Origin of the sequence: Streptomyces sp. NPDC093510 (assembly GCF_040683555.1) — a bacterium.
Lineage (GTDB): Bacteria > Actinomycetota > Actinomycetes > Streptomycetales > Streptomycetaceae > Streptomyces.
This window is the reverse complement of record NZ_JBFBEE010000005.1, coordinates 143,348-167,274: the sequence shown is the minus strand read 5'-3', so window position 1 is coordinate 167,274 and position 23,927 is coordinate 143,348. Positions and strand designations below refer to the sequence as shown.

The following is a 23,927-nucleotide window of genomic DNA, read 5'->3' as shown; positions in this document are numbered from 1 at the left end:
GCGGGCCGCTGGAGTGAGGCCGCGGTGCCGGCGGTCGTATCAGCCGACCGGGACCGGCCCGGCCGCCTGCTCCTGCTCCTGCTCCTGGGCAGCCGTGGCCGCGGCCGGGGCCTTGGTGCCGGCGGTGCGGGGCAGGGCGAACAGGACGGCGAACGCGGCGGTGAAGGCGGCGGCGACGTACCACAGGGAACCGGCGAAGGCGTGCGGCATCTGCTGCGCCTGGGCCGCGGGGCTGCCGGGTCCGAGCCGGCCGAAGAAGACGACCGAGGACAGGGCCACACCGACGGCCTGGCCGAGCTGCATGGTGGTGTTGGTCAGCCCGGAGGCGGAGCCGGCGTGCTCGTGGGGGACCTCGGAGAGGATCACGTCGGTCAGCGGAGCGATGATCATCCCCATGCCCAGGCCCATCGGGAGCAGCGGCAGCATCGTCTGCCACACGGCGATCTCCGTGCCGTAGTGGCCGGCCAGGCCGACGAACAGCACCATGCCCGCGGCGGCCAGCAGCCCGCCGGCCTGCAGCACCCGGCGTCCGAAGCGCGGCACCAGCCGCTGCATGGACAGCCCGGCGCCGGCCATCATGGCCGCCGACAGCGGCATCCCCGACAGCCCCGCCTTCAGCGGCGAAAAGCCCAGCCCCAGTTGCAGGTAGAGCGTCCAGGCCAGGAAGAACACTCCCGAGGCCAGGCCGAACAACAGCTGCACGCCCTGCCCGCCGGCGAAGCTGCGCCGCCAGAACAGCGACAGCACCACCAGTGGCGACCCGCCGCGCCGCGCCAGGCGCCGCTCCCAGGCCACGAACGCGCCAAGCACCGGTACGGAGGCGGCCATCGACCCATAGGTCCAGGTCGGCCAGCCCAGCTCCCGGCCCTGCGTCAGCGGCAGGACCAGCGCCAGCAGGCCCGCCGTGGCCAGCACCACCCCCACCAGGTCCAGGCGGGCGGCCCGCTCGGCCTTCGACTCGCCGATCAGCAGGGCCCCGGCGACCAGTCCGGCGATGCCCAGCGGCAGGTTGACCAGGAAGACCGGCCGCCAGCCGAGGCCGAACAGATCCCCCTCGATGAGCAGGGCGCCGACCAGGGGCCCGGCGAGGGTGCCCAGGGCCATGACCGAGCCGTAGATCCCGAAGACCTTGCCGCGCTCCCGCTCGGGGAAGGTCACATGGATGATCGACAGGACCTGCGGCACCATCAGCGCCGCCATCGCGCCCTGCGCGATCCGCCCGGCCAGCAAGAGCTCCGGGCTCCCGGCGAGACCGCACACCAGCGAGGTGAGCGTGAAGCCGACCACCCCCAGCAGGAAGACCTTCTTGCGGCCGAACAGATCCCCCAGCCGGCCGCCGGTGATCAGCCCCAGCGCGAACGCCAGCGCGTACCCGCCGGTGATCCACTGCACCTGCGCCGTCGACGCGCCGGTCGCGGCCTGGATGTCGGGCAAGGCGATATGGACCACGGTCACATCGACCGCGTCCATGAAGGAGGCGACCAGCACTACGATCAGCGCCGCCCACCTGCGCGGATCGACCGCGTTCGAGGAGGTTCGGAGGGGTTTGTTCTCGGACATGCCCTTCACGCTAGGAGGCTTTTAGGACACCTCACGTCCGTAAAGGGTGCCATTCTGGAAAACATGACGAGCGACCTTCCCGCACGGATGCTGCGCCTGCTGTCTCTGCTGCAGACGCGCCGCGAATGGTCCGGTACCGAACTCGCCGACCGCCTCGGCGTCACAGGCCGCACCATCCGCCGCGACATCGACCGCCTGCGCGAACTCGGCTACCCCGTCGAAGGCACCACCGGCCACTCCGGCGGCTACCGCCTGGCCTCCGGCACCGCCATGCCGCCCCTCCTGCTCGACGACGACGAAGCCACCGCCACCGCCGTCGCCCTGCGCACCGCCGTCGGCCACCTCACCGGCATGGAGGAAACCGCCCTGCGCGCCCTGGCCAAACTCGAACAGGTCCTGCCCCATCGGCTGCGCACTCAGGTCGCCGCCCTGCACCAGGCCACCACCACCATCGACTGGGGACAGCGCGGCCCGCGCACCGACCCCACGGTCCTGGCCCTGCTGGCCGCCGCTTGCCGCGACCACGAGACCGTCACCTTCGACTACACCACCCGCGGCGGCACGCAGGCCCCCCGTCGCGTCGAACCCCACCACCTCATCGCCTCCGGCGGCCTGTGGTACCTCCTCGCCCACGACACCGCCCAAGACGACTGGCGCATCTACCGCCTCGACCGCATGACCGCCCCGACCCCCACCCGCCACCACTTCCCCCCTCGCCCCGTCCCCGGCGAAGACCCCGCCGCCTACGTCGCCGGCAAAATCGCCACCGCCCCCGTTCGCTACCGGGCCATCGCCACGGTCCGGGAACCCGCCGAAACCATCCGCCGCCGCACCTGGGCCCTGGCCGACCGCATCCAGCCCCTCGACACCAACACCTGCACCATCGACTGCTCCAGCAACCACCTGCCCGGCATCGCCCACACCCTCACCGCCCTCGATACCGACTACACCCTCGACGCCGACCCACAGGTCACCGCCTACCTCCGCCAGGCAGCCGAACGACTTCACCACGCGGCCACGTACCAGGCAGGCGGACAGACGAGCCCACATGACAGGCCCACGACTCCGCGCGGCGATACGCATAAATGATTCAGACTCGCCTCCCCGGGCAACGGGAGGAAGCCCTTCAACAGCCTCGCCGGTGCGTCCGGTTCTGGTGAAGGCCCTCCGCCGCTGCCGCAGGTGTACGACCCCGTCTTGAAGCTTTGCGCCGCTGTGCGACTTCCTGCCTCATGAGGTCGTCGGTGCGTGTGCTGTTCCAGATGGGGCCTTCCCACTTCACATACTGATGTTCGCGGTCTCGGAGGAGGACCGGCTTGAGGCGTCCGTGGAAGAGGAGGGTGCGGCCCTGGTCCCGGCGGCCGCGGCTGAACCACATCGCGCTCTTCTCGTGCCGGGCCAGCCGGTTCGCCGCGAGGCCGGGGAGGGTGCCGCGTGTCCGGCCGGGCGTGTAGGTGGTCAGGGGCCGGCTGGGCGGCCGCCAGGAGTCGGCGAGCGCCCAGTGCGCCATGGCGTCGCCGCCGCGGTCGGGCGGGCTGTAGGGGTAGGTGACGAGACCTGCGGCCTCCGCGAGAAACCGGTCCTGCTCGGCCTCGGTGCCGCCGGCGAGCCGACGCCAGTAGGTCGAGGCGATCAGTGGTGCGAGGGCGACGGCCTCGGGACGGACCGCGGCGAACAGCCGCGAGGTGCTGTAGTCGATGTAGTCCTGCTTCTCCCGGTCGAAGGGACAGCGAAGTCCGGCGCCGCCATCAGATACGAGGCCGGCACCACGGATTCCGCCGCGCCGGCCGACCGCAGTCGCACGGCCGTCCCGGCCGGCGCGACCACCTGATGTTCGTCGCCGTCGAAGGTCAGCGAGTCGCCCGGCCGCAGCACCGGACTCTCACCCGCGGTGATCGGCTCACCCCCGGCGCGACCAGGGAGCCGCCGTGCAGGGGCCCCGAGACATCGACCGTCAGCTCGTGCGACCACAGCAGGTGGAACAACACCGGCAGCACCGCCAGCGACTCACCCGCCTCCGCCGCCCCGTCCGTCAGGGGCAGCGGCTCGGCGATCACCTCCCGCAGCCGCGAGGCGGCCGCGCGAACACCTCCCGCAGCCGCGAGGCGGCCGGCTCCACCCGGTGCCGGGGGTGCCGGTATCCCGACAGCCACCGCACGTTGCGGACCACGACCGGGTCCGGGGCGCCCAGCAGCCGGAACTCCCACCCACCTCGGTGCAGGCCGCCGCCGTCGCCTCGAACTTCACCACGTCCCGCGGGCCGTGGCGTTCCGCCGGGCGGCAGTCGACGACCACACCCGTCCCGTCGTCGCGACGGGCGAAGTAGTCCGGTGCGTGCGAGAGGGGCCGCCCGTTCGCCGCCGCCCAGAACAGCCAGAACGGCTGCGAGGAGATCCCCACCACCGCCGGGTCGAAGTCCGGCAGGATGACGTGGTCGCGCTCCAGCCAGGACTCGTACCCGACGTGCCCGCCCGTCGTCGCCGACCACCACCGGCCCGGCAGGTCGCGCTGCCGGCGGTACGACGCGAAGGCGCGTACCGGGGCAGCGTGCTCGAACGACACCGCCCACGCGTCCGCCAGCGGGCGCCGCAACTCCGTCCCGCCGGGAGCGATGTACGCGACCTCGAACCCGGCAGCCAGCGGCCCGGCGGAACCGCCCGGCAGAACCTCTAACGCCTGGACCACGACCGGCTGACCCCGCCCCTGTCCGCAAGGTAGCTCTTCAGTCCGCAAGATCCCCCGCAAAGTGAAGCTTCAATCCGCCCACTCCCATCCGTCCATTCCCTATTTCTGCAACGGGTTCTACTGTGTGCGCCGTCAGGTCCGGGACCGGGCGAGCCGTGTGACGGGCGCCGAGCGCGCCGAGCAGTGAGCCAGTGGAGCCAGTAGAGCCAGTAGAGCCAGTAGAGCCTGGAGGGGCCGTGCATCTCGAATACACGCCTGAGCAGCGGCAGTTGCGCACCGAGCTGCGTGCGTACTTCGCCGAGCTGGTACCGGACAACGCCTACGCGCGGTACGGCGAACCCGCCGCCCAGAAGCGGTTCTACCGGGAGACCGTTCGCCGCCTGGGCGCCGACGGATGGCTGGGGGTCGGCTGGCCGGAGGAGTACGGCGGCCGCGGGCTCACGCCCATGGAACAGTTCATCTTCTTCGACGAGGCGGCGCAGGCGGGCGTCCCGCTGCCGCTCATGGCCCTCAACACCGTGGGCCCGACGATCATGCAGTTCGGCACGGACGAGCAGAAGGCGTACTTCCTGCCCCGCATCCTCTCCGGCGAACTCGACTTCGCCATCGGCTACAGCGAGCCCGACGCCGGCACGGATCTCGCGGCGCTGAAGACCAAGGCGGTCAGGGAGGGCGACGAGTACGTCGTCACCGGCCAGAAGATCTGGACCACCAACGGCGACACCGCGGACTGGGTCTGGCTCGCCGTCCGCACCGCCACCCCCGAGGACGGTGTCCCGCTCCACAAGGGCATCACCATGCTCCTGGTCCCGACCAGTGACCCCGGCTACTCCTGCACCCTCATCAACACCCTCGCCTCGCACGACACCACCGCCAGCTACTACGAGAACGTCCGGGTTCCCGTCTCCCGACGGGTCGGCGAGGAGAACAAGGGCTGGCGACTGATCACCAACCAGCTCAACCACGAGCGCGTCACCCTCGCCGCCCACGGCACCATGGCCATCCGCGCCTTCCACAACGTGCAGCGCTGGGCCATGGACACCAAGCTGGCCGACGGCCGCCGCGTCATCGACCTCGCCTGGGTCCGCAGGCGGCTCGCCATGACCCACACCAAGCTCGACGCGATGAAGCTCCTCAACTGGCGGATGGTGAACGCCGTCCAGGAAGGCACCCTCACCCCGCAGGACGCCTCCGCCGTCAAGGTCTACGGCTCCGAGGCGCGCCGCGACGCCTACGCCTGGCTCATGGAGGTCGTCGGCGCGGCCGGGGCCCTCAAGGAGGGCTCGGCGGGCGCGGTCCTCCACGGCGAACTGGAACGCGGTTACCGCTCGGCGGTGATCTTCACATTCGGCGGCGGAAACAATGAGATCCAGCGCGAAATAATATCCTGGACAGGACTGGGAATGCCGCGGGTGCGCCGCTAGCGCGTGGGGCGGAAACAGGCGGTTGGTCTGCCTGAATCGTAGGGAATTCCCCAATCACCGAGGAACTGTCAAATTCCCTGCGCTGTGCGCCACTTGGCGTAGACAGTGCTGGCTGCAGGCCCTTGCATGGAGGCTCCGGGGGCGCTCGTGGCCCCTGCCCGAGTGCAGGAGGACTGCCATGGTGTCGTCGGATCCGCACAGCTATTGGATCGTGCTGCTGGACATCGAGGATTTCAGCCTGCGCCCGGAAGTTTCTCAGGCGACGCTGCACGAAGAATTGTACGAGGTCGTTGAATTCGCGCTCGCCAGAGCAGGGCTCAGCCTCGCGGAATGCCCGGTTCAGGACCGCGGGGACGGCATGCTGATCCTGGCGCCGATGGCGACCAGTCCCATCAGGCTGTTGCGAGAGCTGACGCGTGGCCTGGAGGACGCGCTGCGGGCGCACCAGGAGAAGTACAACGAGAAGCACCGCATGCGGCTGCGGGCCGGCCTCAACCAGGGCCTCGTGATCCGGCAGGGCGAGCGCTGGACCGGCACCGCGATCAACGACCTGGCCCGGCTGGTGGACGCCGACCCGGTCAAGGGCGTACTCGCGCGGGCACGACGGGCCCACCTGGTGCTGGTCCTCTCGGAGGGCGTCCACTCGGCGGTCGTGCTGGGCAACTACCCCGGCATCGACCAGGCGGCCTATCTGCCCGCCGACTTCGTCACCAAGCACGGTGAGCGGCGCCGGTGCTGGGTCACCGTCCCCGGCTACCCCGCGCCGCCAGGGCTCTCCGCGGATGTCGGGGAGCCGCCAGGTGGAGCGGAGGAAACGACGCCCGCGGGCACCGGCGCGAGTGCGGCGGAAGGCGGGGCCCGTACGGAGAGTCCCACCCATCGGCCCGCCACCACCTTTGGCAACGTGTCGGGCGGGCAGATCAACGTGGGCGACTACGGGACGAACATCGACAACGTCGGCCGTGACGTCATACAGGGCGACAAGTACGAGCACTACGAAGGCAACACCACGGACGAGTCATGAGCACGCCGTCCGGCACCACGCCGTCACCGTCCTCACTGTCCCCGCCCGGGCCCGCGGCCCCTTCGCCCGTCTCCTCACCCGCCCCGTCCGGTGACGCCGGGAGAGGCGCGTCCCCGTCGGGCGGAGGCGACGCGGACGCACCACGCCCCTCCGGCGGTGACGGAGCGCAGCAGCAGTCGCAGGCCCCGGGTGATGGCGGCGGCGCCAATGTCGGAGCGGGCGCGAATGCGGAGAAGGCCACCGCTCGTACCGGACAGGGCAGTCTGCGGGCCGGGCTCCTCCGTGAGGCGTGGACCCACATCGGCCGGGACTGGGTCCAGGGCCACAAGATCGTCATTCAGACCGCCGGGGAACGCGGCGTCGTGCTGCGGGCCATCTCCCCGGGCACAGTGGACACCGTCCGGTACGCGTTCCAGAAGCCGCCCCGCTGGGACGACATACAGGACGACGCCTTGCAGCGGCGTTCCGTCGTACTGCGGGGCGCCGGTGGCGCGGGCAAGACGGCGGCGGCCGTACGGCTCCTGATCTCCGCCCGCGTGAAGACCTGGTACCGGCTCGACTCCGTCGACGACCTGGCACGCCTGACGGAGCTGAAGCAGCTCGGCAGCGGCGCGGGTCTGCTGCTCGACCGGCCCGCCGACCTGGGCGAGCTGCGCGGCGCGCTGCTCGAGAGCCTGGAGCAACTGCTGTGCCTGGCGGACGCCCACCTGGTCCTGATCGCGGGGACCGAGGACGAACTGGGCCCCGGCGTCGACGAGTACGTGCAGCGCATCGTCCGGCCGGACGAGCTGCACGCCGTCCTGAGAGCCCATCTCGACCACCTGCTGGGCGAGGAGGGCGCCGAGCGGGTGCTCGCGGCGGCAGGGGCCGCCGAACTGGCCGACGAGCTGCTGAGCGACGGCGCCTGCCGTGACGCGGCCCGGCTCGCGCAGATGCTGGCGCACGAGCACGGCCCGGACGTCCGCGACCCGCAGCGAGAACTCGTCCTCGACCTGGACCGCGTCAGGACCAGGATGGACCAGACCGGCGGCGAAGGCCCCGAGGAGTGGTTCGAGGGGCTCGGCGACACCGTGCTCCGCACCCAGGCCGTCGCCCTGGCCGTGCTCGGCGGGCTGCCCCAGGAGGAGGTGGCGCTCGCCTCGACCACCCTCCTGGAGTGTTTCCGCAGCGAACGCGGCGTCCTCGCCCCCAGCGTCGAACAGGGGCCCGTGCCTCTGCGTCAGGACCCCTTCGCGCAGTCCCGCCGCGTGTTCGCCGAGAAGCTCCGCGCCCGTACCGTCAGGTCAGCGACCCAAGGCGGCTACGGCTGGCTGCCGTGCACCATCGCCGAGTACCGCAACGCCGACTACCCGGGCCGCATCATCCGGCACGTCTGGTCGGAGTACCGCATCCAGCAGGAACTGGTGGACTGGCTGGCCGATCTGATCGACTCGTCCTCGCTGCCGGTGCGCAGCTTCGCCGGGACCGCGCTCGGGCTGATCGCCACCGAGTCGTTCGAGTTCATCGCCACCCGGGTCTTCGACCACTGGGCCCGGCACGAGGACAGCGGCTGGGAGCGCAGAGAGGCCATCGCCTACGCCCTGGCGGTCTGCGCCCGCGACCCGGCTCTCCGGCCGGGCGTGCACAACCTCGTCAACGGCTGGTACGCGAGCGGGGACTGGCAGTTGCAGGCCGCCGCGGCGCGGGCCTACGGCCTGTGTCTGGGAGGCGCCGACCTCGGCACCGCCGTCGCCGCCCTCACCCGGCTCGGCAGGGTCGACCACATCCAGGTGGCCAACGCCATCGGTGACGGCTTCGTCGACCTGCTGGCGCAGGACGTGGCCGCGCACGCCCCGGTGGTGGTGCACGAGGTGGCCGAGATGGTGCACGAACCACAGAGCCGTGCCTGCGGACACCTGGTCTTCCTGATCCTCGTCGACGGCCTCGTCAACGAGGAGCAGGTGGTCGGCAGCACCCAGCCGCGCCGCCGTCCCACCTTCCTGGACCTGGCCGCGCGGGACCGGCAGGACGGCACACTGCGGCGGCGGCTCGGCTATCTCTGGGCCGAGGTGATCGGCGGCGAGTTCGGCGGTGCGGCCGAGACGGTGCTCCAGCGCTGGGCCGCCCAGGCCGAAACCGACCCGATGCTCCTGGACGACCTGGTCCGCATGCTGGTCGAGGACGTCGCCGCCCGCGGCCCCCGCGTGAGCCAGCTCCTCCAGCGCTACGCCACCCGCTGGACCGAACGCGACTGTTTCCGTCCCCTGCCCCGCTCCGCCGCGGTCCTCGGCAGCGCTCTGCGCGCGGGCCCGCCCGGACCTGCCGCCCAGCCAGGAGGTGCCCGGTGAACCAACCGGTGTCGTTGATCGCCAGCCAGTCGCCGGTGCCCCGCTTGGGGACGGGCCCGACCAAGGCGAGGGAGCCGCATCTGGCCGTCGTCTACGCCACCGCCACCGGCGAGGTGGTGTGCTTCGACGGCCGCCCGCTGAAGGCCGGGCAGCGGTTCCTCTCCAAGTACCGCACGCGGTACGAGGTCGACATGCGCCCGCAGACCCGCACCGCCGTGCTCGAGAACAACCCGCTGGTCTCCCGGGACGGGGTGCACGTCTTCGAGGTGACCGTCTGCTTCACCTTCCGCGTCGACGGGTGGACGGGCGCAGAGGACTGGGTGCGCTCCGGTCTGCAGGACCCGCTGCCTGTGGTGCACGGGTACCTGACCAGCCGGTTCCACGCGGCCGGCCACGGCTTCGGCATCGAGCAGGCCGTCGACCTCCAGAACCACCTCGGCCGGCTCTGCGCGGCACCGGCGGCCCTGCCACCGGGACTGGTGGTGGAGGGCTGCCGGGTCTCGGTCCGGCCCGACGCCAAGTCGCTGACCTACCTCGAAACGCTGATCGAGGCGGGCTGGACGGAGAGCATCGGCATCGCCGAGCACGTGCCGAACGTCGGCGCCGCCCACCGGTCGGGCGATCTCGCGGCGGTGCGGCAGACGTACGACATCGACGCCACCAAGCGTCACGACGCCGCGTTCTCCGGGATGCTCATGAACAGCGAGGGGCTCATCCGGCAGTACCTGAACACGCATCCCGACGACGCCGCAGGGGCGTTCGCCATGAGCCGTCAGCTGGAAGAGGCCCGCGCCGCCACCGCCAAACTGCAGAACCAGCGGGCGCTCGATCTGTTCACGGTGATGGCGGAGAAGGGCCTCATCCAGGCCGGCGACCTCGACCTGCTGCGCCACCAGCTGACCGGACAGGTCGGCCAGGCCACCGGCGGCCACGTCCCGCTCCCGCCCGCCGCCGAACCCCAACTGACCGGCGCACGCCCGTGGGACGCGCCGGACCAGCTCCCCGCCGCGCCGGCCCAGCAGGCCCCGGCACCCGCCCAGCAGACCCCGGCACAGGCGGCCCCACCGGCCGCATCCGCCACCTCGGCCGCGCCCGCCTCCTTCTCGGGCGCCGCGCTCATCTACCTCGTCATCGACGAGTCGCTGGACCGCGACTGCCTGGACGAACTCAACCGAGGTCTCGCCGCCCTGCACTCCGCGCTCTCCGGCACGCCCGCCGTCTCCGCCGCACTCCGGCTCTGTGTCCTCGGCATGGCCGCGGGAACGGAACTGCGGCTGCCGCTGGACACGGTGCTGCCCAGCACACGGACACCGGTCCTCCGCGAGCGCCAGGGACTGTCGTACGAGCACGCCTTCCGCACCCTCCAGGCGCTGCTGCGACAGGACGTCGCCCTGGTCAAGACCCAGCGCACCCAGGTCCTGCGGCCGATCGTCTTCCTCCTCACCGGGGGTGAACCCGACGAGGGCCCCGGCTGGGACACCGCCTACCGCGAGCTCGTCCGTCAGGAGGGCAACCCGGTGGCACCCCATCTGATCGCGCTCGGCCTCGGCCGGGCCGAGGCACGAGCGGTCCGGACCATGGCGACACGCCCCGAGTTCGGATTCATGGCCGCGCCGCACCAGGACGCGGCAGCCGCGGCGCACAGCTGCGCCGCGTTCCTGCGGGACACGATCGTCGCCTACGGGCAGCGCTTGAGCTCCGGCGACCCGCAGTTCTCGCTCGTCGCGCCGGACGGTTTCCGTGCGGCCGAGGACGCGCTCTGACGTACGGACGACTTCCGACGTACGGGCAACTGAAGACAGCAACCGTGAACGGGACAAGGACAAGAGACGATGATGGAAAGCAACCGGGGGCACTTGCTCCCCATCTACGTCCTCGCCGACGAATCGGGTTCGATGATCAACCACATCGACGACCTGAACGACGGACTGAGGTCTCTGCACCAGGCGCTGCTCGGCGAGCCGATGGCGGCGGCCAAGGTGCGCTTCTCCGTACTGGGCTTCTCGGACGACGTGATCGAGCGGGTCCATCTGGTGGACCTGCGCAGCGCGGCCGAGTTCCCGTACCTGAGCACGCGGGGCATGACGAGCTACGCGGCGGCCTTCGAGGACCTGATCCGTCGCATCCCGGTCGAGGTCCAGAGCCTCAAGGCCGATGGGTATCAGGTGCACCGGCCGGCCGTGTTCTTCCTCAGCGACGGCATGCCGAACGGCGGGGAGGACTGGCAGGGCCCGCACCGCAGGCTCACCGACCGCGACCGGACGCTGGGCGCGCCGAACATCATCGCGTGCGGGATAGCCACCGCGGACGCGAGGATCATCAGCGAGGTCGCCACCCAGCCGGAGTTCGGCTTCGTCGCCGAGAAGGGGGTCGACGTCGGGCCGGCCATCGCCAAGTTCTGTACCGCGCTCACCAAGAGCGTGATCGCCTCGGGCCGCTCGCTCGCGTCGGCCTCCCCGCAGCTGATGGTCGACAAGCCGGAAGGCTTCACCGTCGCGATCGATGTGATCTGACATGTCGTTGACCAGCAGGTGCCGCCGAGGCGAGAAGCGACAGAAACAGCCTGAGCGGGAAGAGTCACCGGAGCGGGGAAAGCCGCCGAAGGACCCGCAGGAGCAGGACCCCGCGCAGCAGCCGCCGGGGTCGGAGCCGGCCGTGAACCGTCCGGCGGATCACACCGGAGACGCGATGGACGACGCGACGGTCGACGGGGCGGACGACGCGGTGGACGACTCGGCCCCGCACCGCGAGGCCGTCCCGCCCGCTTCTCTCCCCGGCCCGGAACCGGCCCAGTGGGAGCCCTTGGTCGTGGGGGAACCGGCGTCGGCCGTGGACCCGAGGCCGCCCTCAGGCCTGTCCTACCGCCCGGACAGCGTGTGCGACGGCTGGTCGACGGCTGCCCTCCACCTGCGCCTGGCTTCTGTACGCGGCTACCAGCACCGTTTCGACGGCCGCCCTCGCGAGGACGACGCGGCGGCGGCCTGTGACCCGGACACCGGGACGGTGGTGTTCGCCGTCGCCGACGGAGTCTCCGGTGCGCGACAGCCCCACATCGGCTCACAGTTGGCGTGCCGCAGCGCGATCGAGCAGATGCTGGCACAGGTGCGGGGGAGCGGCGGGGGCTATGTCGCGAACTGGGAGAAGCTGCTGTCCACGGTCCACTGGCAGCTGGTCGAGCAGGCCCGCCGCATCCTGCGCAGCCCGGAGGCGGGACCACAGGAGACCGCCGATCTGCTGGCCACCACCTTGGTGGCGGGGACGGCGACACCCAACGAGAGCGGGGTCTTCATCCACGTGATCTCCGTCGGGGACTCGGGGGTCTGGCAGATCGAACAGGAGAACATCCACCGGCTGGCGGGCGGGAAGCAGACGGGGGCGGACGGGCTGGTCTCGTCGGCGGTGGCCCCCCTGCCCTTCCTGCCGAACGTGATCCGGCCGCTCCCCTTCCAGCTGGAGGCCGGCACGGTCCTGCTGGTGGGCACGGACGGCTTCGGCGACCCCCTGGGCAACGGAACGGGGCCCGTGGCCCGCCTGTTCCACACCCGTCTGCGCCGTCCCGTACCGCCGCTCGGCTTCGCGCACCTGCTGGACTTCTCACGGGAGACCTTCGACGACGACCGCACGCTGATCGCGCTGTGGCCGAGGAGCAAGGACGAGGGAGGCCGGTCATGACGGTCCCGGTCACCTACGCCCGGCCCGAGCAACTCGGCGACTACCGGGCGCACCATCTCGGCGCCGGCGGACAGGGTGTCGTGTACGGCGTGCCCGAGCCGCCGGGAAGGTTCAGCGGCGAGTTCCTCGCCTACAAGGAGTACCTGGCGACGGTCCGCAGTGACAGTGACGTGCTCTACGGCATGGTCGTCTTCCTCGAAGAGCTGGCCCGGTCCCACCGGCACGACCGCGCCTTCCTGCACCAACGGCTCACCTGGCCGCTCGCGATGATCTACACGGGCAGCCGCCCGACCCAGCTGCGGCCTTCGCTCAACCCCGGGATGCTGCTGGCCGGCTTCCTGATGCAGCGGCTGACCCCGGACTTCGAGCTCAGCAATCCGCAGCTGGGCGACGTGAAGCCGCAGGGCCTGGAGTTCCTGTTCAACGAGGATGCCTACACCGCGCGGATGGGGCTGAAGGCCGGGGACCGGAAGCGGGTCGGGCTCCTCGCCGATCTGGCGGCGACGCTCACCCGGCTGCACCGGCAGGGCGTGACCGTGGGCGATCTCTCCCCGAAGAACGTCCTGTTCAGGCTCGCCCCGACGCCCAGATGCCTGCTGATCGACTGTGACTCGATGCGGCTCAGGGGCAAGGACGTGCTGCCGCAGGTGGAGACGGACGGCTGGGAGGTGCCGGAGCCGGCCAAGGCCACGACTGCCTCGGACTCGTTCAAGTTCGGCCTGATCGCCACCAGGCTCTTCAACCGGGACCAGCACAGCACGGACCTCAGCGGCCTTCGGGGCATCTCGGCCGACCTGGCGGAACTCGCGGAGCGCAGCAGGAGCACGGTCCCTCAGGGACGGCCCGAACTGGCGGACTGGCTCACGGCGCTGGAAATGGCACGCGGCCGGATGAAGCAGACACGGGCACAGGGCGTCAACCAGTCGCCGCCGAAGACGCGCCCTCGGCCCGGACCGGCCCGGCCGCCCGGGGCACCGCAGCCCGCGCAGCCCACGCCTTTGCCGCCGTCGAAGATGCCCACAGCACAGCAGCCCCCCACCGGCCGGGCCGCCGTCACACCGACCCCCCTGCCGGAGCCGATTCCGTCCGCCTCGTGGGGCGGGTGTGTGGCCATGACGGTAGTGGTGCTTGTGGTGATCGTCGTGGTGGCCCTGCTGGTCGCCCTGAAGTCGCCGCAGCCCGACAGCGACCCGTCGGCGGCACTCGCCCCGTCGGCGGCGGTCGCGTCCGCGGGGCGGACGACGGCTGCGGGCCGGGCAGTGGCTCCGGGCGCGGCCGTCGACTACACGAAGGTCGCCGACCAGCCGGAAGCGGCGGAGGTGGCCGCCATGCTCGCCCGTTTCTACGGGGCCATCAACACACGGGACCACGACAAGGCCCTGACGTACTACGACCCCGGGTCGGGCGTCGTCGACTCCGCAGCCGGCCGCCGGAAGTGGACGCGGGCCATGAGCACCACGAAGGACAGCCGTATCGTCCTCGGCGCCCTGTCCGCCTCGGGCGCTCACACCCTCGCGACCGTCAGTTTCCGCAGCCACCAGGACGCCGGATACGGGCCTGCCTCGAATCCCGGCGACACCTGCGACGACTGGAAGGTGACCTACCAGCTGACCCGCACGAAGGGCTACCGCATCCACCGGGCGCCCGCACACAGCGCGAGTCACACACCCTGCTGATTCCGGGGCGCTCAGCCGCCGAAGGCCTGCGTCTTCAGCTGGTCGACCGAGCGGATCAGAAGCGACTGACGTCCCGTCACGATCCAGCCCTGGCCCCGCCATTGCTCCAGCACGCGGCTGACCGTCCGCCGGGAGCTGAGGACCAGGCCGGCCAGGTCGTCCTGGGACAGCGGCAGACCGATGCGCAGCCCTGAGCCGTCGGGTTCGGCGCGTCCGCAGCGTTCCGCCAGATCGAGGAGGAGGGCGGCGAGACGGGCGGGAACAGGCTCGTTGATCCCGGTGCGCTGGACGTCGGCCTCCCGTAGGCGCTGGGACAGCGTCTGTTCGAGCGCCGCGGCGACGACGTCGTTGGTGCGGGCGATCGCGTGGAAGCGAGCGGCGGCAAGGCGCAGCAGGTCGACCGGGGTGGCGGTGTGGATCGAGGCGGACCGGCGCCGTCCTTCCAACCCGGCCTGCTCGCCGAGGAGTTCACCGGGGCCGCGCAGGGCGAGCAGGGCGCGGTAGCCGGCGTGCGACCGGGCGATGACCTTGACCCAGCCGCCGAGGAGCACCACCAGGTGGTCGGAGTCCTCGCCCTGGGCCAGGAACTGCCGGTCCGCGGGCAGGGAGAGCCGGGCCGCCGCCCCGTGCAGCGCGGCACGTTCCGCGGGACCGAGTGCCTCCCAGAAGGTGGCCGGGTGAGGGGCCGTCATGGTCAGCCCAGCAGCCACGCGAGAACCACGGACGTCCAGCCCGTGACGGCGAGCGCGAGCGACTGCCGCACCCGCCGGTTCTTGGTCCACAGGATCTGGCTCATGATCACCAGCTGGTGGGTCAGGCTCTCCAGCGGGGAGGTGCGGCGCAGTTGCGCGGCGAGGCGATCCGGCTCCCAGGTCCGCAGGTCACCGAAGTAGAGGAAGTGGTTCTCCAGGTCGCGTCCCGCGCTGCTCCGCAGGCGCGGGCTGACCACGGACATGGAGGCGAGCGCCGAGAGACCGAGCAGCGCGGCACCCACCCAGAACAGCGTCACGGGGAGCACGCCGTCCAGTTCCCCCGGGCGATGGCCGGAATCGGGGAACGCGATGACCGCGGCCGCCGACTCCAGGGCGAGAGCGAAGCCGGCCTTCGCGTCCACCTTGCCCGTCCAGTCGACGAGGACCGCGTGTATCCGCCAGGCGGTCTCCACCGGATCCGTCTCTGTCATGGCGCCCCCCGGCTCCCGGGTCGTCGACCGCACAAGAGTGCAGGCCGCCAGTGTGGCACCGGGAGGCGCGACCGGCCCCGCCCCGGCACCGGGCATGAGTGCGTCCGCGTTCGCCGAACGGTCGGGGCGGCGGCTGGTGCCGGGCCCGCATCCTGACGACACTTGATGGTTCAGGAGACAGGACACAGAACCGGGGCCCGCGTGCGGGCGTCCCGCGTCACCCGTCAGGAGATGGTCGCACCATGCCCGAGCACATACCCCCGTCCACGCCCGATCCCGGGCTCTTCGGGCCGGCCTCGGTGACCTGGCAGGCGCACTCCGACCCCATGATGTGGATCGCCGGGATACGAGCCCTCTACCTCCAGGCCCTGCACCCGCGCGCCGTGCGCGGCGTTATGGAGAACTCCGACTTCCGCAGGGACGCCTGGGGCCGCCTCATGCGCACCGCCAACTTCGTCGGCACCACGACCTACGGCACGACCGAGGTCGCCGAGAAGGCGGGCGCCCGCGTGCGCAAGATCCACACGATGCTCCAGGCCACCGACCCGGACACGGGCGAACGCTACGGCGTCGACGAACCCGAACTCCTGCTCTGGGTGCACTGCGCGGAGATCGACTCCTACCTCCACGTCGTACGCCGCTCGGGGCTCCGCCTCACCGACGCGCTGGCCGACCGTTACGTCCACGAGCACCGGCAGAGCGCCCGGCTCGTGGGCCTCGACCCCGGCGACGTACCCGCGTCGACGGCCGAACTCGCCGCGTACTTCGAGAAGGTGCGGCCCCGGCTCGCCGCCGGACCCGACGCCCGCGCCGTCGACGACTTCCTGCAACGCCCGCCGACGCACGCCCTCCTCGTCCCCGCGCGCGATCTGCTGTGGCGGCGCGTGGCGAACCTGGCGTACGCCTCCCTGCCGCCGTACGCCCACGAGCTGTACGGCAGAGCCGCCCCGCCACCCGCGACGGTCACCCGCCGCCTAGTCCTCACCGGCACCGTCCTGCGCCGCATCCCCTCGCGTGTGCGCTGGCAACTCCCGCCCAAGCACATCCTGCGCGCCGTGGCCCGCCTGGGGCCCGGCAGCCGCCCCGCCCCGTACAAACTCGACAGACGGAACGCCATACTGGACGGGCCGGGGAGGGCGCAGCGAGGCAACGGGGGCGACAACACGAGATGGCGGACACCAGGCTGATCCAGAGCCGGTACCGGCTCCTGGATCTGATCGGGCGCGGCGGAATGGGCGAGGTGTGGCGGGCGCGCGACGAGTCGCTCGGCCGCCAGGTCGCCGTCAAGTGTCTCAAGCCGATGGGGCACCAGCACGATCAGTCCTTCACGCGCGTGCTGCGCGAGCGCTTCCGGCGCGAGGCGCGCGTCGCGGCCGCGCTCCAGCACCGCGGGGTCACCGTCGTCCACGACTTCGGCGAGTACGAGGGCGTGCTGTACCTCGTCATGGAACTCCTCGAAGGGCGCAACCTCAGTCAGCTCCTGGAGGACAACAAGCAGCACCCGCTGCCGGTCGCCGACGTCGTGGAGATCGCCGACCAGGTCGCCGCGGCCCTCGCGTACACCCATGAACAGGGCATCGTGCACCGGGACCTGAAGCCCGCGAACATCATGCGGCTCGGCGACGGCACGGTGAAGATATGCGACTTCGGCATCGCACGCCTCGGGGCCGACATCGGCTTCACCTCACGCCTGACCGGCACGGGCATCGCGATGGGCACACCGCACTACATGTCGCCCGAGCAGATCGGCGGCGACCCGGTCGACCACCGCAGCGACCTCTACTCCTTCGGCTGCGTGCTCTACGAGATCGCCACCGGCGCCCCGCCGTTCGACATGGAGGACGCGTGGGCCGTCCTGGTCGGGCACCGCGACACCGCGCCCGAACCGCCCCGCAGGCACCGCGGCGAACTGCCCGAGTACTTCGACCGCATCGTCCTCGACCTGCTCGCCAAGGAGCCGGGCGGCCGCCCGCACGACGCGCGGGAGCTCGCCCGCCGCATCGCGGCGGGCCGCACCTCCATCGGGTACGTCCCGACCGTCGCCACGCCTCCCGTGCGCCGCCGCCACGGCCATCTTCCGTCGCACGAACCGCGGCTGCCCTCCTGGACGCGCGGCATGACCACCGGGCACAAGGCGAGCGGCGCGTCCGTGCTGCGCACCACCCCGCCCGACGCCGCCGCGGGCCTGACCGGCGAGTGGATCCCGCGCATCGACGCGCGTCGCGCCGCGGCCCCCCGGCAGCCCGAACGGCCCACGCCCTCCGCGGAGTTGGTCGCCACCCTCACCAGCCGCCACAACGCGGGACTGAGCCTGGGGCGCCTCGGCCGCTGGGCCGAGGCGGGCGAGGTGCACCGCGCGGTCGCCGCCGAGCGCGAGCACGCCCTCGGCCCCGATCACCCCGACACGCTCGCCAGCCGGTACGAGGTCGGCTTCACGCTCAGCCGCACCGGCCGCCCCGCCGACGCCCTGCGCGAGTACGGCCGAGTCGCGCAGGGGCGGGAGCGCGCGTTCGGCCCCGATCACCCCGACACGCTCGCCGCACGCCAGGAGATGGCGTACGTACTGGGCCAGCTCGGACGGCACTTCGAGGCCCACCAGGCGTACACCTCGGTGCTCGCCGTCCGCGAGCGCACGGCGGGGTCCGATCACCCGGACACGCTGCGCTGCCGGCACAACCTCGCGTACAACCTGAGCCGCCTCGGCCGCCTGGAGGACTCCTACCAACTGGCCGAGCAGGTCGCGGCGGCCCGCGCGCGGGTGCTCGGCCCGTCCCACCCGGACACGCTCGTCACCCGGTACGAAGTGGCGTACGCGCTGGGTCAGTTGGGGCGCTGGCCCGAGGCCCTCCAGACGTACCGCGAGGTCGCCGACGCGCGCGTGCGGGCCCTCGGCGCCGACCACCCCGACACGCTCGCCGCCCGCTACGAGGTCGGCATCAGCCTCGGCAGGCTCGGCCGCAGCGCGGAGGCGCTGGAGCTGTACCGCGGTCTGATCGACGACCGTACGCGTGTGAACGGTCCCGCCGACCCCGAGACGCTGCGCGCCCGGCACGGGCTCGGCGTGAATCTGGGCCGGCTGGGCCGCTGGGAGGAGGCACTCGTGGAGGCCAGGGACGTGTGCGCCGTCCGCGAGCGCGTGCTGGGCGCCGACCACCCCGACACGCTGGTGAGCCGCCGCGAGGTCGCCGTCGGCCTCGGCTGGCTGGGCCGCTGGGCCGACGCGCTCACCGAGTACCGCAAGGTCGCGGCGGCCCGTGAACAGGTCCTCGGCGCCGACCACCCCGACGCCCTCGCCAGCCGGAACGACGAGGCCCACTGCCTGGAGCAGCTGGGCCGCGGCACGGAGGCCGTCGAGCTCTACCGCAGGGTGGCGGCGCTCCGGCAGCGGCGGGGGGCCGGAAGCCACTGACGGAGTCGACCGCACGGGCGCAGGGGCGCAGGATGGAGGTAGCGGAGAGAGAAGGAGGTGCGGCGCCATGTCCCAGTTCATGGACGTCCACCACGGGATGAACGGCATCACGGCGGACGATCTGAAGAAAGCCCACCAGGCGGACCTCGCCATCGAGAAGGAAGAAGGCGTCCACTTCGAGAAGGCATGGGCGGACCCGCAGTCCGGTACGGTCTACTGCCTCTCCGAGGCGCCGTCGGCGGAAGCGGTCCAGCGCATCCACGAACGCGCGGGCCACCCTGCGGACGAGGTCCATCCGGTCCCCCTGACGGTGTGAGCCCCAGGCGCCCCCGCATCCGTCAGGGCAGCGGCGGTGACGAACCCGGCGTGACCAGTCCGCTGTGGTAGGCCGCGGCGACCGCCTGGGCGCGGTCGCGCACGCCGAGCTTCAGGAGGATCCGCCCCAGGTGGGTCTTGACTGTCGCCTCGCCGATGAACAGGTGGGCGGCAACCTCGGCATTGGAGAAGCCGTGGGCGACGAGGACCAGGACCTCGCGCTCCCGGCCGGTGAGCGCTGCCAGCTCCTCGGGGGCCGGCCTGATCCGCTCCGGCCTGGCGGCGAACTCGGCCAGCATGCCGGAGGTCACCGCGGGGTCGAGCCAGCCGTCCCCTGCGGCGAGCGCCCGGACCGCGCTCACCAGCTCGTCGGGGGCCGCGTCCTTGAGGAGGAAGCCGGAGGCCCCGGCCCGCAGCGCCTGGTAGACGGCCTCACTGACGTTGTACGTCGTCAGCACGAGCACGCGCGCCTCACCGGGGAACGAGTCGGCGGTGATCTGCCGGGTCGCCTCGACGCCGTCCGTGCCGGGCATCCGCACGTCCATCACCACGACCTTCGGGCGCAGCTCGGCCGCGAGGGCCACGGCCTCGTCACCGTCCGCCGCCTCGCCCACCACCTCGATGCCGTCCTCGCCGGTGAGCAGTATGGCGAGCGCGGAACGCACCATCGCCTGATCGTCCGCGAGCAGTACTCGGATCATGACGCCATCTCCCGCCGGAAGTGTTCCTCTGTGGGCAGGGTGGCGGCCACATGGAAGCCACCCTCCCTGGTCGGGCCTGCGTGGAACGTGCCGCCGCAGACGGCGACCCGCTCTCGCAGCCCTGTCAGCCCGTGTCCGGTGGAGAGTTCGGAGCGGGCCGCCGCCGGTGTGCCCCGCCCGTCGTCGTCGACCTCGATGCTCAGCCGGCCGTCGGCGCCTCGCCAGTGGAGGCGTACGACCGTGGCCGCTCCGGGGCCCGCGTGCTTGGCCGCGTTCGTGAGGGCCTCCTGCACCAACCGGTAGGCGGTCAGGTCGACACCCCTGGTGAGTGTGGCGGGCACACCCGTCACCTCCAGGTGGGCGTCGAGGCCCGCCTGGCGCACCCCGTTCAGGAGCGGGTCCAGGTCGGCGAGGCCGAAGCCTGACCCCTCGGCCGCGAGCCGCTCACCGTCGGTCCGCAGCACGAGCAGCATGTGCCGCAGCTCGGCGACGGCGGTCTTGCCGCTCGACTCGATCTGGTCGAGGGCGTGCTCGACCCGGTCGGGGTCGGCCCGCAGCACATGCCGTGCGCCGCCCGCCTGCAACACCATGACGGTGACCGCGTTGGCGACGATGTCGTGCAACTCCCGTGCCGTACGCGCCCGTTCGGAGAGGATCGCCTCATGGGCGCGGGCCAGCGCGAGCCGGTCGCGGGCGGCCGCCGAGCGCCCCGCCCGCACCCAGCGGCCGACGCCCCACACCTCCAGATTGAGCAGCCCGTAGAAGCAGGCCACCCCGATCAGGGAGGTCAGCCGCTCCGCGGCGGGTACGTCGGCGAGCGCCGCCCGCACCGACAGCGCCACCGGTACCGTCACGCAGACCAGCGCGAGTACGGCGGGACGGGCGCCCTGAAGAGAGGCGACGGTGTACAGCGCGGCGAGCAGCGCCAGGGTCGGGCTGTAGTCGAACACCGCTACGGCGGTGAGCAGTTCACCGCCGAGGGCGTGTACCCAGACGTAGCCGAACACCGTGCGAGGAGTCCGGCGCCGCGCGGTGAGCGCCGCGCAGCCGAGGACGGCGTACCCGACCGTGACCAGTCGATCGGCGAGGCCGACGTTCGGGAGCGCGAAGTCCGAGAACAGGAACAGGTCGGGCAGCAGCAGGGCGGCGGCCAGTACCGAGTCCTGAACGGCGGGGGCCGCCCGGTACAGGCCGCCGAGGACGGCTCCGAGCCCGGTCATCACGGCCCGGTCGGCGGGTGCGGCCCGTCCTGGCGTGGCGGGTGCGGCGGGCGCGGGGGATGCGGAAAGCACGTGCGGATGACCCGGCAGGGACCGGCCGCGAACGCGTCGAGCTCTTCCTCGCTCACCTCGGCAGGGGCCGCCTGTCGTGGCCGGACGGGCACCGGCGCGTCGTAGCCGAGCGTGCGCATCGCCGCCCACAGGTCACCGTCCTCGGCGAGCAGCGCCTCGGTCAGCCGGCGCTGCGTGGCGGGCTCGGCGCGCACCACATAGCGCGACCGCCCCGCGAGCCTGACCACGCTCGCCGTCATGCCCGGCGCGGCTTCCCCGGAGCCGAGGTGTTCCACGTCGGACACGTCGATCCGCTCCACAGGACCGCTGCCGGCGGGCACCGGCGCGATCACGGCGACCAGGGCCCCCGGCGGCCGGACGAGGAGCGGCGGCGTATCAGGGACGAGGAGCGCGTCCCTGTCGACGAGGAGCGCCCGCGCGCCGATCGGTTCGAGAGTGACGTCCGCAGCTGTGACCAGCACGGTTGTCTCATCCATGGGGTCGTTCCAGTCGCTCATGGACCCATGAAACTTTCTCGCCCCCACGCAGAAACGTACCCCCTGGGTCGTACACCCGTAATCCACTCCGGAGTGGACGCGAAGGCACCCCCGATGCGCGCATTCTCATGGGTGTCGGAAACACGTCCGACGAGGAGAAGGACCAAGGAGACAGTCATGGGATACCAGGTCAAGTTCTACCAACTGCGGTGCATCGAGACCGAGGACAACGGGCGAGGACGAGCTGTGGGTGGACTTCCGCGGCCAGCGCGTCTGGGGCCGCGGCGACATCAACAACGGCGCGGTCATCAACGTCAACAACGGGCCGTTCACGATGGTCAACAGCGGCGCCGACGTCGTCTCCATGTGGGACAAGGACGACTTCGACCCGGACGACCACCTGGGCGACTTCCACATCAGTCCCGCCGTCTCGGGCCGCGGTGAGCAGGTCGCCGTGTTCCGCGGCGACGGCGCGCACTACACCCTCACCTATGAGGTGCGGCCGGACAATTGGTGAACCGTTCCCCATGGCACTGACCTGGAGCGACCGGAGGCCGCGGAGCTCGTGCTAGGAAGAGCCATGCCTGATCGCGATGCGTACGACGCCGTCATCGTCGGCGGTGGCCACAACGGTCTGGTGGCCGCCGCCTATCTCGCCCGCGCCGGACGGTCCGTGCTGCTCCTGGAGCGGCTCCCCGAAACCGGCGGCGCCGCCGTCTCCAGCCGCCCCTTCCCCGGGGTCGACGCGCGGCTCTCCCGCTACTCGTACCTGGTCAGTCTCCTCCCCAAGAAGATCGTCCGGGACCTCGACCTGAACTTCCGGGTGCGCACCCGCACCGTCTCCTCCTACACCCCCGCCGAGCGCGGCGGCCACCCCACCGGCCTGCTCGTCGGCGGCGGCGAGTCCCGCACCCGGCAGGCGTTCGAGCGCCTCACCGGCGGCCCGCGCGAGTACGAGGCGTGGCGCGACTTCTACGCGATGACCGGCGAGGTCGCCCGCCGCGTCTTCCCCACGCTCACCGAACCCCTGCCGAGCCGGGCCGCCCTGCGCGCCCGCGTGGACGACGACACGGCGTGGCGCACCCTCTTCGAAGAGCCGATCGGCACGGCCGTCGAGGAACGGTTCGCCGACGACCTGGTGCGCGGCGTCGTCCTCACCGACGCCCTCATCGGCACCTTCGCCGACGCCCACGACCCCTCCCTGCGCCAGAACCGCTGCTTCCTGTACCACGTCATCGGCGGCGGCACCGGCGACTGGAACGTGCCCGTCGGCGGCATGGGCGCCCTCACCGCGGCCATCGCCGACTCGGCGCGCATGTCGGGTGCCCGGCTGCGGACGGGATGCGAGGCGACACGGATCGCCACCGACGGACAGTGCGCCGAGGTCACGTACACCACGGAGGACGGCGAGCGGACGGCCGGCGCCCGCCACGTCCTGGTCAACGCGTCGCCGCAGGCCCTCGCCGCACTCCTCGGCGACGAGCCGCCCGCGCCCGCCGAGGGCGCCCAGCTCAAGGTCAACATGCTGCTGGAGCGGCTGCCGCGGCTGCGCGACACGTCGGTCGACCCGCGGGACGCCTTCGCGGGCACCTTCCACATCGCCGAGGGGTACGAGGAGTTGGCGGCCGCGTACGCCCAGGCCGCCTCCGGCACGCTGCCCGCCGCGCCGCCCTCCGAGATCTACTGCCACTCCCTCACCGACCCGACGATCCTCGCCCCCGACCTCGTCGAGAGCGGCCACCAGACCCTGACCCTCTTCGGGCTGCACACTCCGGCACGGCTCTTCGCCCGGGACAACGACGCCGTACGCGCCGAGCTCCTGGAAGCCACCCTCACCCAGCTCGACGCGCACCTCGCCGAGCCGATCGCCGACTGCCTGGCCCTCGACGCCGAAGGACGCCCCTGCATCGAGGCGAAGACCCCGCTCGACCTGGAGCGGGACCTTCGGCTCCCCGGCGGCAACATCTTCCACCGCGACCTCGCCTTCCCCTACGCGGAAGACGCAGAGGACGCCGAAGAGGTCGTCGGGGGCGGCGCAGGGCGGGAAAGTGCCGGGCGCTGGGGCGTGGCGACCCGGCACGCGAATGTCCTGCTGTGCGGCGCGGGCGCGGTGCGCGGCGGCGGCGTCAGCGGCATCCCCGGGCACAACGCCGCCATGGCGGTGCTCGACGGCGCGCGCTGAG

General features: G+C 72.0%; 20 protein-coding genes. 13 read left to right on the top strand and 7 right to left on the bottom strand.

Annotated elements, in window-relative coordinates; translation table 11 throughout:
• Positions 1–39: 39 nt before the first annotated feature.
• Entirely contained in the window at positions 40–1,560 is a 1,521-nt protein-coding gene (locus tag AB0N81_RS10005) for an MFS transporter (RefSeq protein ID WP_365357289.1), read from the bottom strand.
• 63 nt (positions 1,561–1,623) lie between these two features.
• Here AB0N81_RS10005 and AB0N81_RS10000 point away from each other — a divergent pair, with 63 nt between their 5' ends.
• Entirely contained in the window at positions 1,624–2,649 is a 1,026-nt protein-coding gene (locus AB0N81_RS10000) for a transcriptional regulator (RefSeq protein ID WP_365357288.1), read from the top strand.
• 918 nt (positions 2,650–3,567) lie between these two features.
• Here the strand turns inward: AB0N81_RS10000 and AB0N81_RS09995 are convergent.
• Complete coding sequence (locus tag AB0N81_RS09995) at positions 3,568–4,245, bottom strand: TnsA-like heteromeric transposase endonuclease subunit (RefSeq protein ID WP_365357286.1); 678 nt, start codon at positions 4,243–4,245, stop codon at positions 3,568–3,570.
• Between the two features lie 236 nt (positions 4,246–4,481).
• Here AB0N81_RS09995 and AB0N81_RS09990 point away from each other — a divergent pair, with 236 nt between their 5' ends.
• The 7 genes from AB0N81_RS09990 to AB0N81_RS09960 all read left to right on the top strand — a co-directional run bounded on the left by AB0N81_RS09990 (position 4,482) and on the right by AB0N81_RS09960 (position 14,368).
• Positions 4,482–5,669, top strand: coding sequence for an acyl-CoA dehydrogenase family protein (locus AB0N81_RS09990; protein WP_365357284.1), 1,188 nt, complete (start codon positions 4,482–4,484; stop codon positions 5,667–5,669).
• A gap of 178 nt (positions 5,670–5,847) precedes the next feature.
• On the top strand, positions 5,848–6,693 hold the full coding sequence (locus AB0N81_RS09985; RefSeq protein ID WP_365357282.1) for a hypothetical protein: 846 nt from the start codon (positions 5,848–5,850) through the stop codon (positions 6,691–6,693).
• Positions 6,690–9,020, top strand: a complete 2,331-nt coding sequence (locus AB0N81_RS09980) for a hypothetical protein (protein ID WP_365357280.1) — start codon at positions 6,690–6,692, stop codon at positions 9,018–9,020. The genes AB0N81_RS09985 and AB0N81_RS09980 overlap by 4 nt, the downstream gene beginning before the upstream one ends.
• Entirely contained in the window at positions 9,017–10,783 is a 1,767-nt protein-coding gene (locus tag AB0N81_RS09975) for a hypothetical protein (RefSeq protein WP_365357278.1), read from the top strand. The genes AB0N81_RS09980 and AB0N81_RS09975 overlap by 4 nt, the downstream gene beginning before the upstream one ends.
• A 69-nt stretch (positions 10,784–10,852) precedes the next feature.
• Complete coding sequence (locus AB0N81_RS09970; RefSeq protein ID WP_365357276.1) at positions 10,853–11,533, top strand: hypothetical protein; 681 nt, start codon at positions 10,853–10,855, stop codon at positions 11,531–11,533.
• A gap of 142 nt (positions 11,534–11,675) precedes the next feature.
• On the top strand, positions 11,676–12,692 hold the full coding sequence (locus AB0N81_RS09965) for a protein phosphatase 2C domain-containing protein (protein WP_365357274.1): 1,017 nt from the start codon (positions 11,676–11,678) through the stop codon (positions 12,690–12,692).
• A complete protein-coding gene (locus tag AB0N81_RS09960; RefSeq protein WP_365357272.1) occupies positions 12,689–14,368 on the top strand; it encodes a hypothetical protein in 1,680 nt (559 codons plus the stop codon). Before AB0N81_RS09965 ends, AB0N81_RS09960 begins: the two co-directional genes overlap by 4 nt.
• A gap of 11 nt (positions 14,369–14,379) precedes the next feature.
• Here AB0N81_RS09960 and AB0N81_RS09955 read toward each other — a convergent pair whose 3' ends face one another.
• On the bottom strand, positions 14,380–15,078 hold the full coding sequence (locus AB0N81_RS09955) for a Crp/Fnr family transcriptional regulator (RefSeq protein WP_365357270.1): 699 nt from the start codon (positions 15,076–15,078) through the stop codon (positions 14,380–14,382).
• Complete coding sequence (locus tag AB0N81_RS09950; RefSeq protein ID WP_365357268.1) at positions 15,063–15,551, bottom strand: Pycsar system effector family protein; 489 nt, start codon at positions 15,549–15,551, stop codon at positions 15,063–15,065. Before AB0N81_RS09950 ends, AB0N81_RS09955 begins: the two co-directional genes overlap by 16 nt.
• Before the next feature lie 242 nt (positions 15,552–15,793).
• Here AB0N81_RS09950 and AB0N81_RS09945 point away from each other — a divergent pair, with 242 nt between their 5' ends.
• The 3 genes from AB0N81_RS09945 to AB0N81_RS09935 all read left to right on the top strand — a co-directional run bounded on the left by AB0N81_RS09945 (position 15,794) and on the right by AB0N81_RS09935 (position 19,276).
• On the top strand, positions 15,794–16,738 hold the full coding sequence (locus AB0N81_RS09945) for an oxygenase MpaB family protein (RefSeq protein ID WP_365357266.1): 945 nt from the start codon (positions 15,794–15,796) through the stop codon (positions 16,736–16,738).
• Positions 16,720–18,960 carry a serine/threonine-protein kinase gene (locus AB0N81_RS09940; protein ID WP_365357264.1) on the top strand — a complete coding sequence of 747 codons (2,241 nt, stop codon included), beginning with the start codon at positions 16,720–16,722 and terminating at the stop codon, positions 18,958–18,960. Before AB0N81_RS09945 ends, AB0N81_RS09940 begins: the two co-directional genes overlap by 19 nt.
• 67 nt (positions 18,961–19,027) lie before the next feature.
• Positions 19,028–19,276 (top strand): SCO4226 family nickel-binding protein, encoded by a 249-nt coding sequence (locus AB0N81_RS09935; protein WP_365357263.1) that lies wholly within the window; start codon positions 19,028–19,030, stop codon positions 19,274–19,276.
• 22 nt (positions 19,277–19,298) lie between these two features.
• Here the strand turns inward: AB0N81_RS09935 and AB0N81_RS09930 are convergent, their stop codons facing one another.
• Genes AB0N81_RS09930 through AB0N81_RS09920 form a run of 3 tightly spaced genes read right to left on the bottom strand, consistent with a single transcriptional unit; the run spans position 19,299 to position 21,765 of the window.
• Positions 19,299–19,976 (bottom strand): response regulator transcription factor, encoded by a 678-nt coding sequence (locus AB0N81_RS09930; protein WP_365357261.1) that lies wholly within the window; start codon positions 19,974–19,976, stop codon positions 19,299–19,301.
• Complete coding sequence (locus AB0N81_RS09925; RefSeq protein ID WP_365357259.1) at positions 19,973–21,268, bottom strand: sensor histidine kinase; 1,296 nt, start codon at positions 21,266–21,268, stop codon at positions 19,973–19,975. The genes AB0N81_RS09930 and AB0N81_RS09925 overlap by 4 nt, the downstream gene beginning before the upstream one ends.
• Entirely contained in the window at positions 21,196–21,765 is a 570-nt protein-coding gene (locus AB0N81_RS09920; protein WP_365357257.1) for a hypothetical protein, read from the bottom strand. Before AB0N81_RS09920 ends, AB0N81_RS09925 begins: the two co-directional genes overlap by 73 nt.
• Before the next feature lie 229 nt (positions 21,766–21,994).
• On the opposite strand from AB0N81_RS09920, the gene AB0N81_RS09915 reads away from it, so the two are divergent.
• Both AB0N81_RS09915 and AB0N81_RS09910 read left to right on the top strand, forming a co-directional pair.
• Positions 21,995–22,261, top strand: coding sequence for a hypothetical protein (locus AB0N81_RS09915; RefSeq protein ID WP_365357255.1), 267 nt, complete (start codon positions 21,995–21,997; stop codon positions 22,259–22,261).
• Positions 22,262–22,324: 63 nt separating this feature from the next.
• Positions 22,325–23,926 carry an NAD(P)/FAD-dependent oxidoreductase gene (locus AB0N81_RS09910; protein ID WP_365357253.1) on the top strand — a complete coding sequence of 534 codons (1,602 nt, stop codon included), beginning with the start codon at positions 22,325–22,327 and terminating at the stop codon, positions 23,924–23,926.
• The last annotated feature ends 1 nt before the right edge of the window (position 23,927 follow it).

What these genes read in the sequence shown, in the direction of transcription:
- AB0N81_RS09935 (WP_365357263.1), top strand. Translation starts at nt 19,028, where the DNA reads ATGTCCCAGTTCATGGACGTCCACCACGGGATGAACGGCATCACGGCG.
- AB0N81_RS10000 (WP_365357288.1), top strand. Translation starts at nt 1,624, where the DNA reads ATGACGAGCGACCTTCCCGCACGGATGCTGCGCCTGCTGTCTCTGCTG.
- AB0N81_RS09970 (WP_365357276.1), top strand. Translation starts at nt 10,853, where the DNA reads ATGATGGAAAGCAACCGGGGGCACTTGCTCCCCATCTACGTCCTCGCC.
- AB0N81_RS09940 (WP_365357264.1), top strand. Translation starts at nt 16,720, where the DNA reads ATGGCGGACACCAGGCTGATCCAGAGCCGGTACCGGCTCCTGGATCTG.
- AB0N81_RS09980 (WP_365357280.1), top strand. Translation starts at nt 6,690, where the DNA reads ATGAGCACGCCGTCCGGCACCACGCCGTCACCGTCCTCACTGTCCCCG.
- AB0N81_RS09930 (WP_365357261.1), bottom strand. Translation starts at nt 19,976, where the DNA reads ATGATCCGAGTACTGCTCGCGGACGATCAGGCGATGGTGCGTTCCGCG.
- AB0N81_RS09950 (WP_365357268.1), bottom strand. Translation starts at nt 15,551, where the DNA reads ATGACAGAGACGGATCCGGTGGAGACCGCCTGGCGGATACACGCGGTC.
- AB0N81_RS09910 (WP_365357253.1), top strand. Translation starts at nt 22,325, where the DNA reads ATGCCTGATCGCGATGCGTACGACGCCGTCATCGTCGGCGGTGGCCAC.
- AB0N81_RS10005 (WP_365357289.1), bottom strand. Translation starts at nt 1,560, where the DNA reads ATGTCCGAGAACAAACCCCTCCGAACCTCCTCGAACGCGGTCGATCCG.
- AB0N81_RS09945 (WP_365357266.1), top strand. Translation starts at nt 15,794, where the DNA reads ATGCCCGAGCACATACCCCCGTCCACGCCCGATCCCGGGCTCTTCGGG.
- AB0N81_RS09920 (WP_365357257.1), bottom strand. Translation starts at nt 21,765, where the DNA reads ATGAGCGACTGGAACGACCCCATGGATGAGACAACCGTGCTGGTCACA.
- AB0N81_RS09960 (WP_365357272.1), top strand. Translation starts at nt 12,689, where the DNA reads ATGACGGTCCCGGTCACCTACGCCCGGCCCGAGCAACTCGGCGACTAC.
- AB0N81_RS09985 (WP_365357282.1), top strand. Translation starts at nt 5,848, where the DNA reads ATGGTGTCGTCGGATCCGCACAGCTATTGGATCGTGCTGCTGGACATC.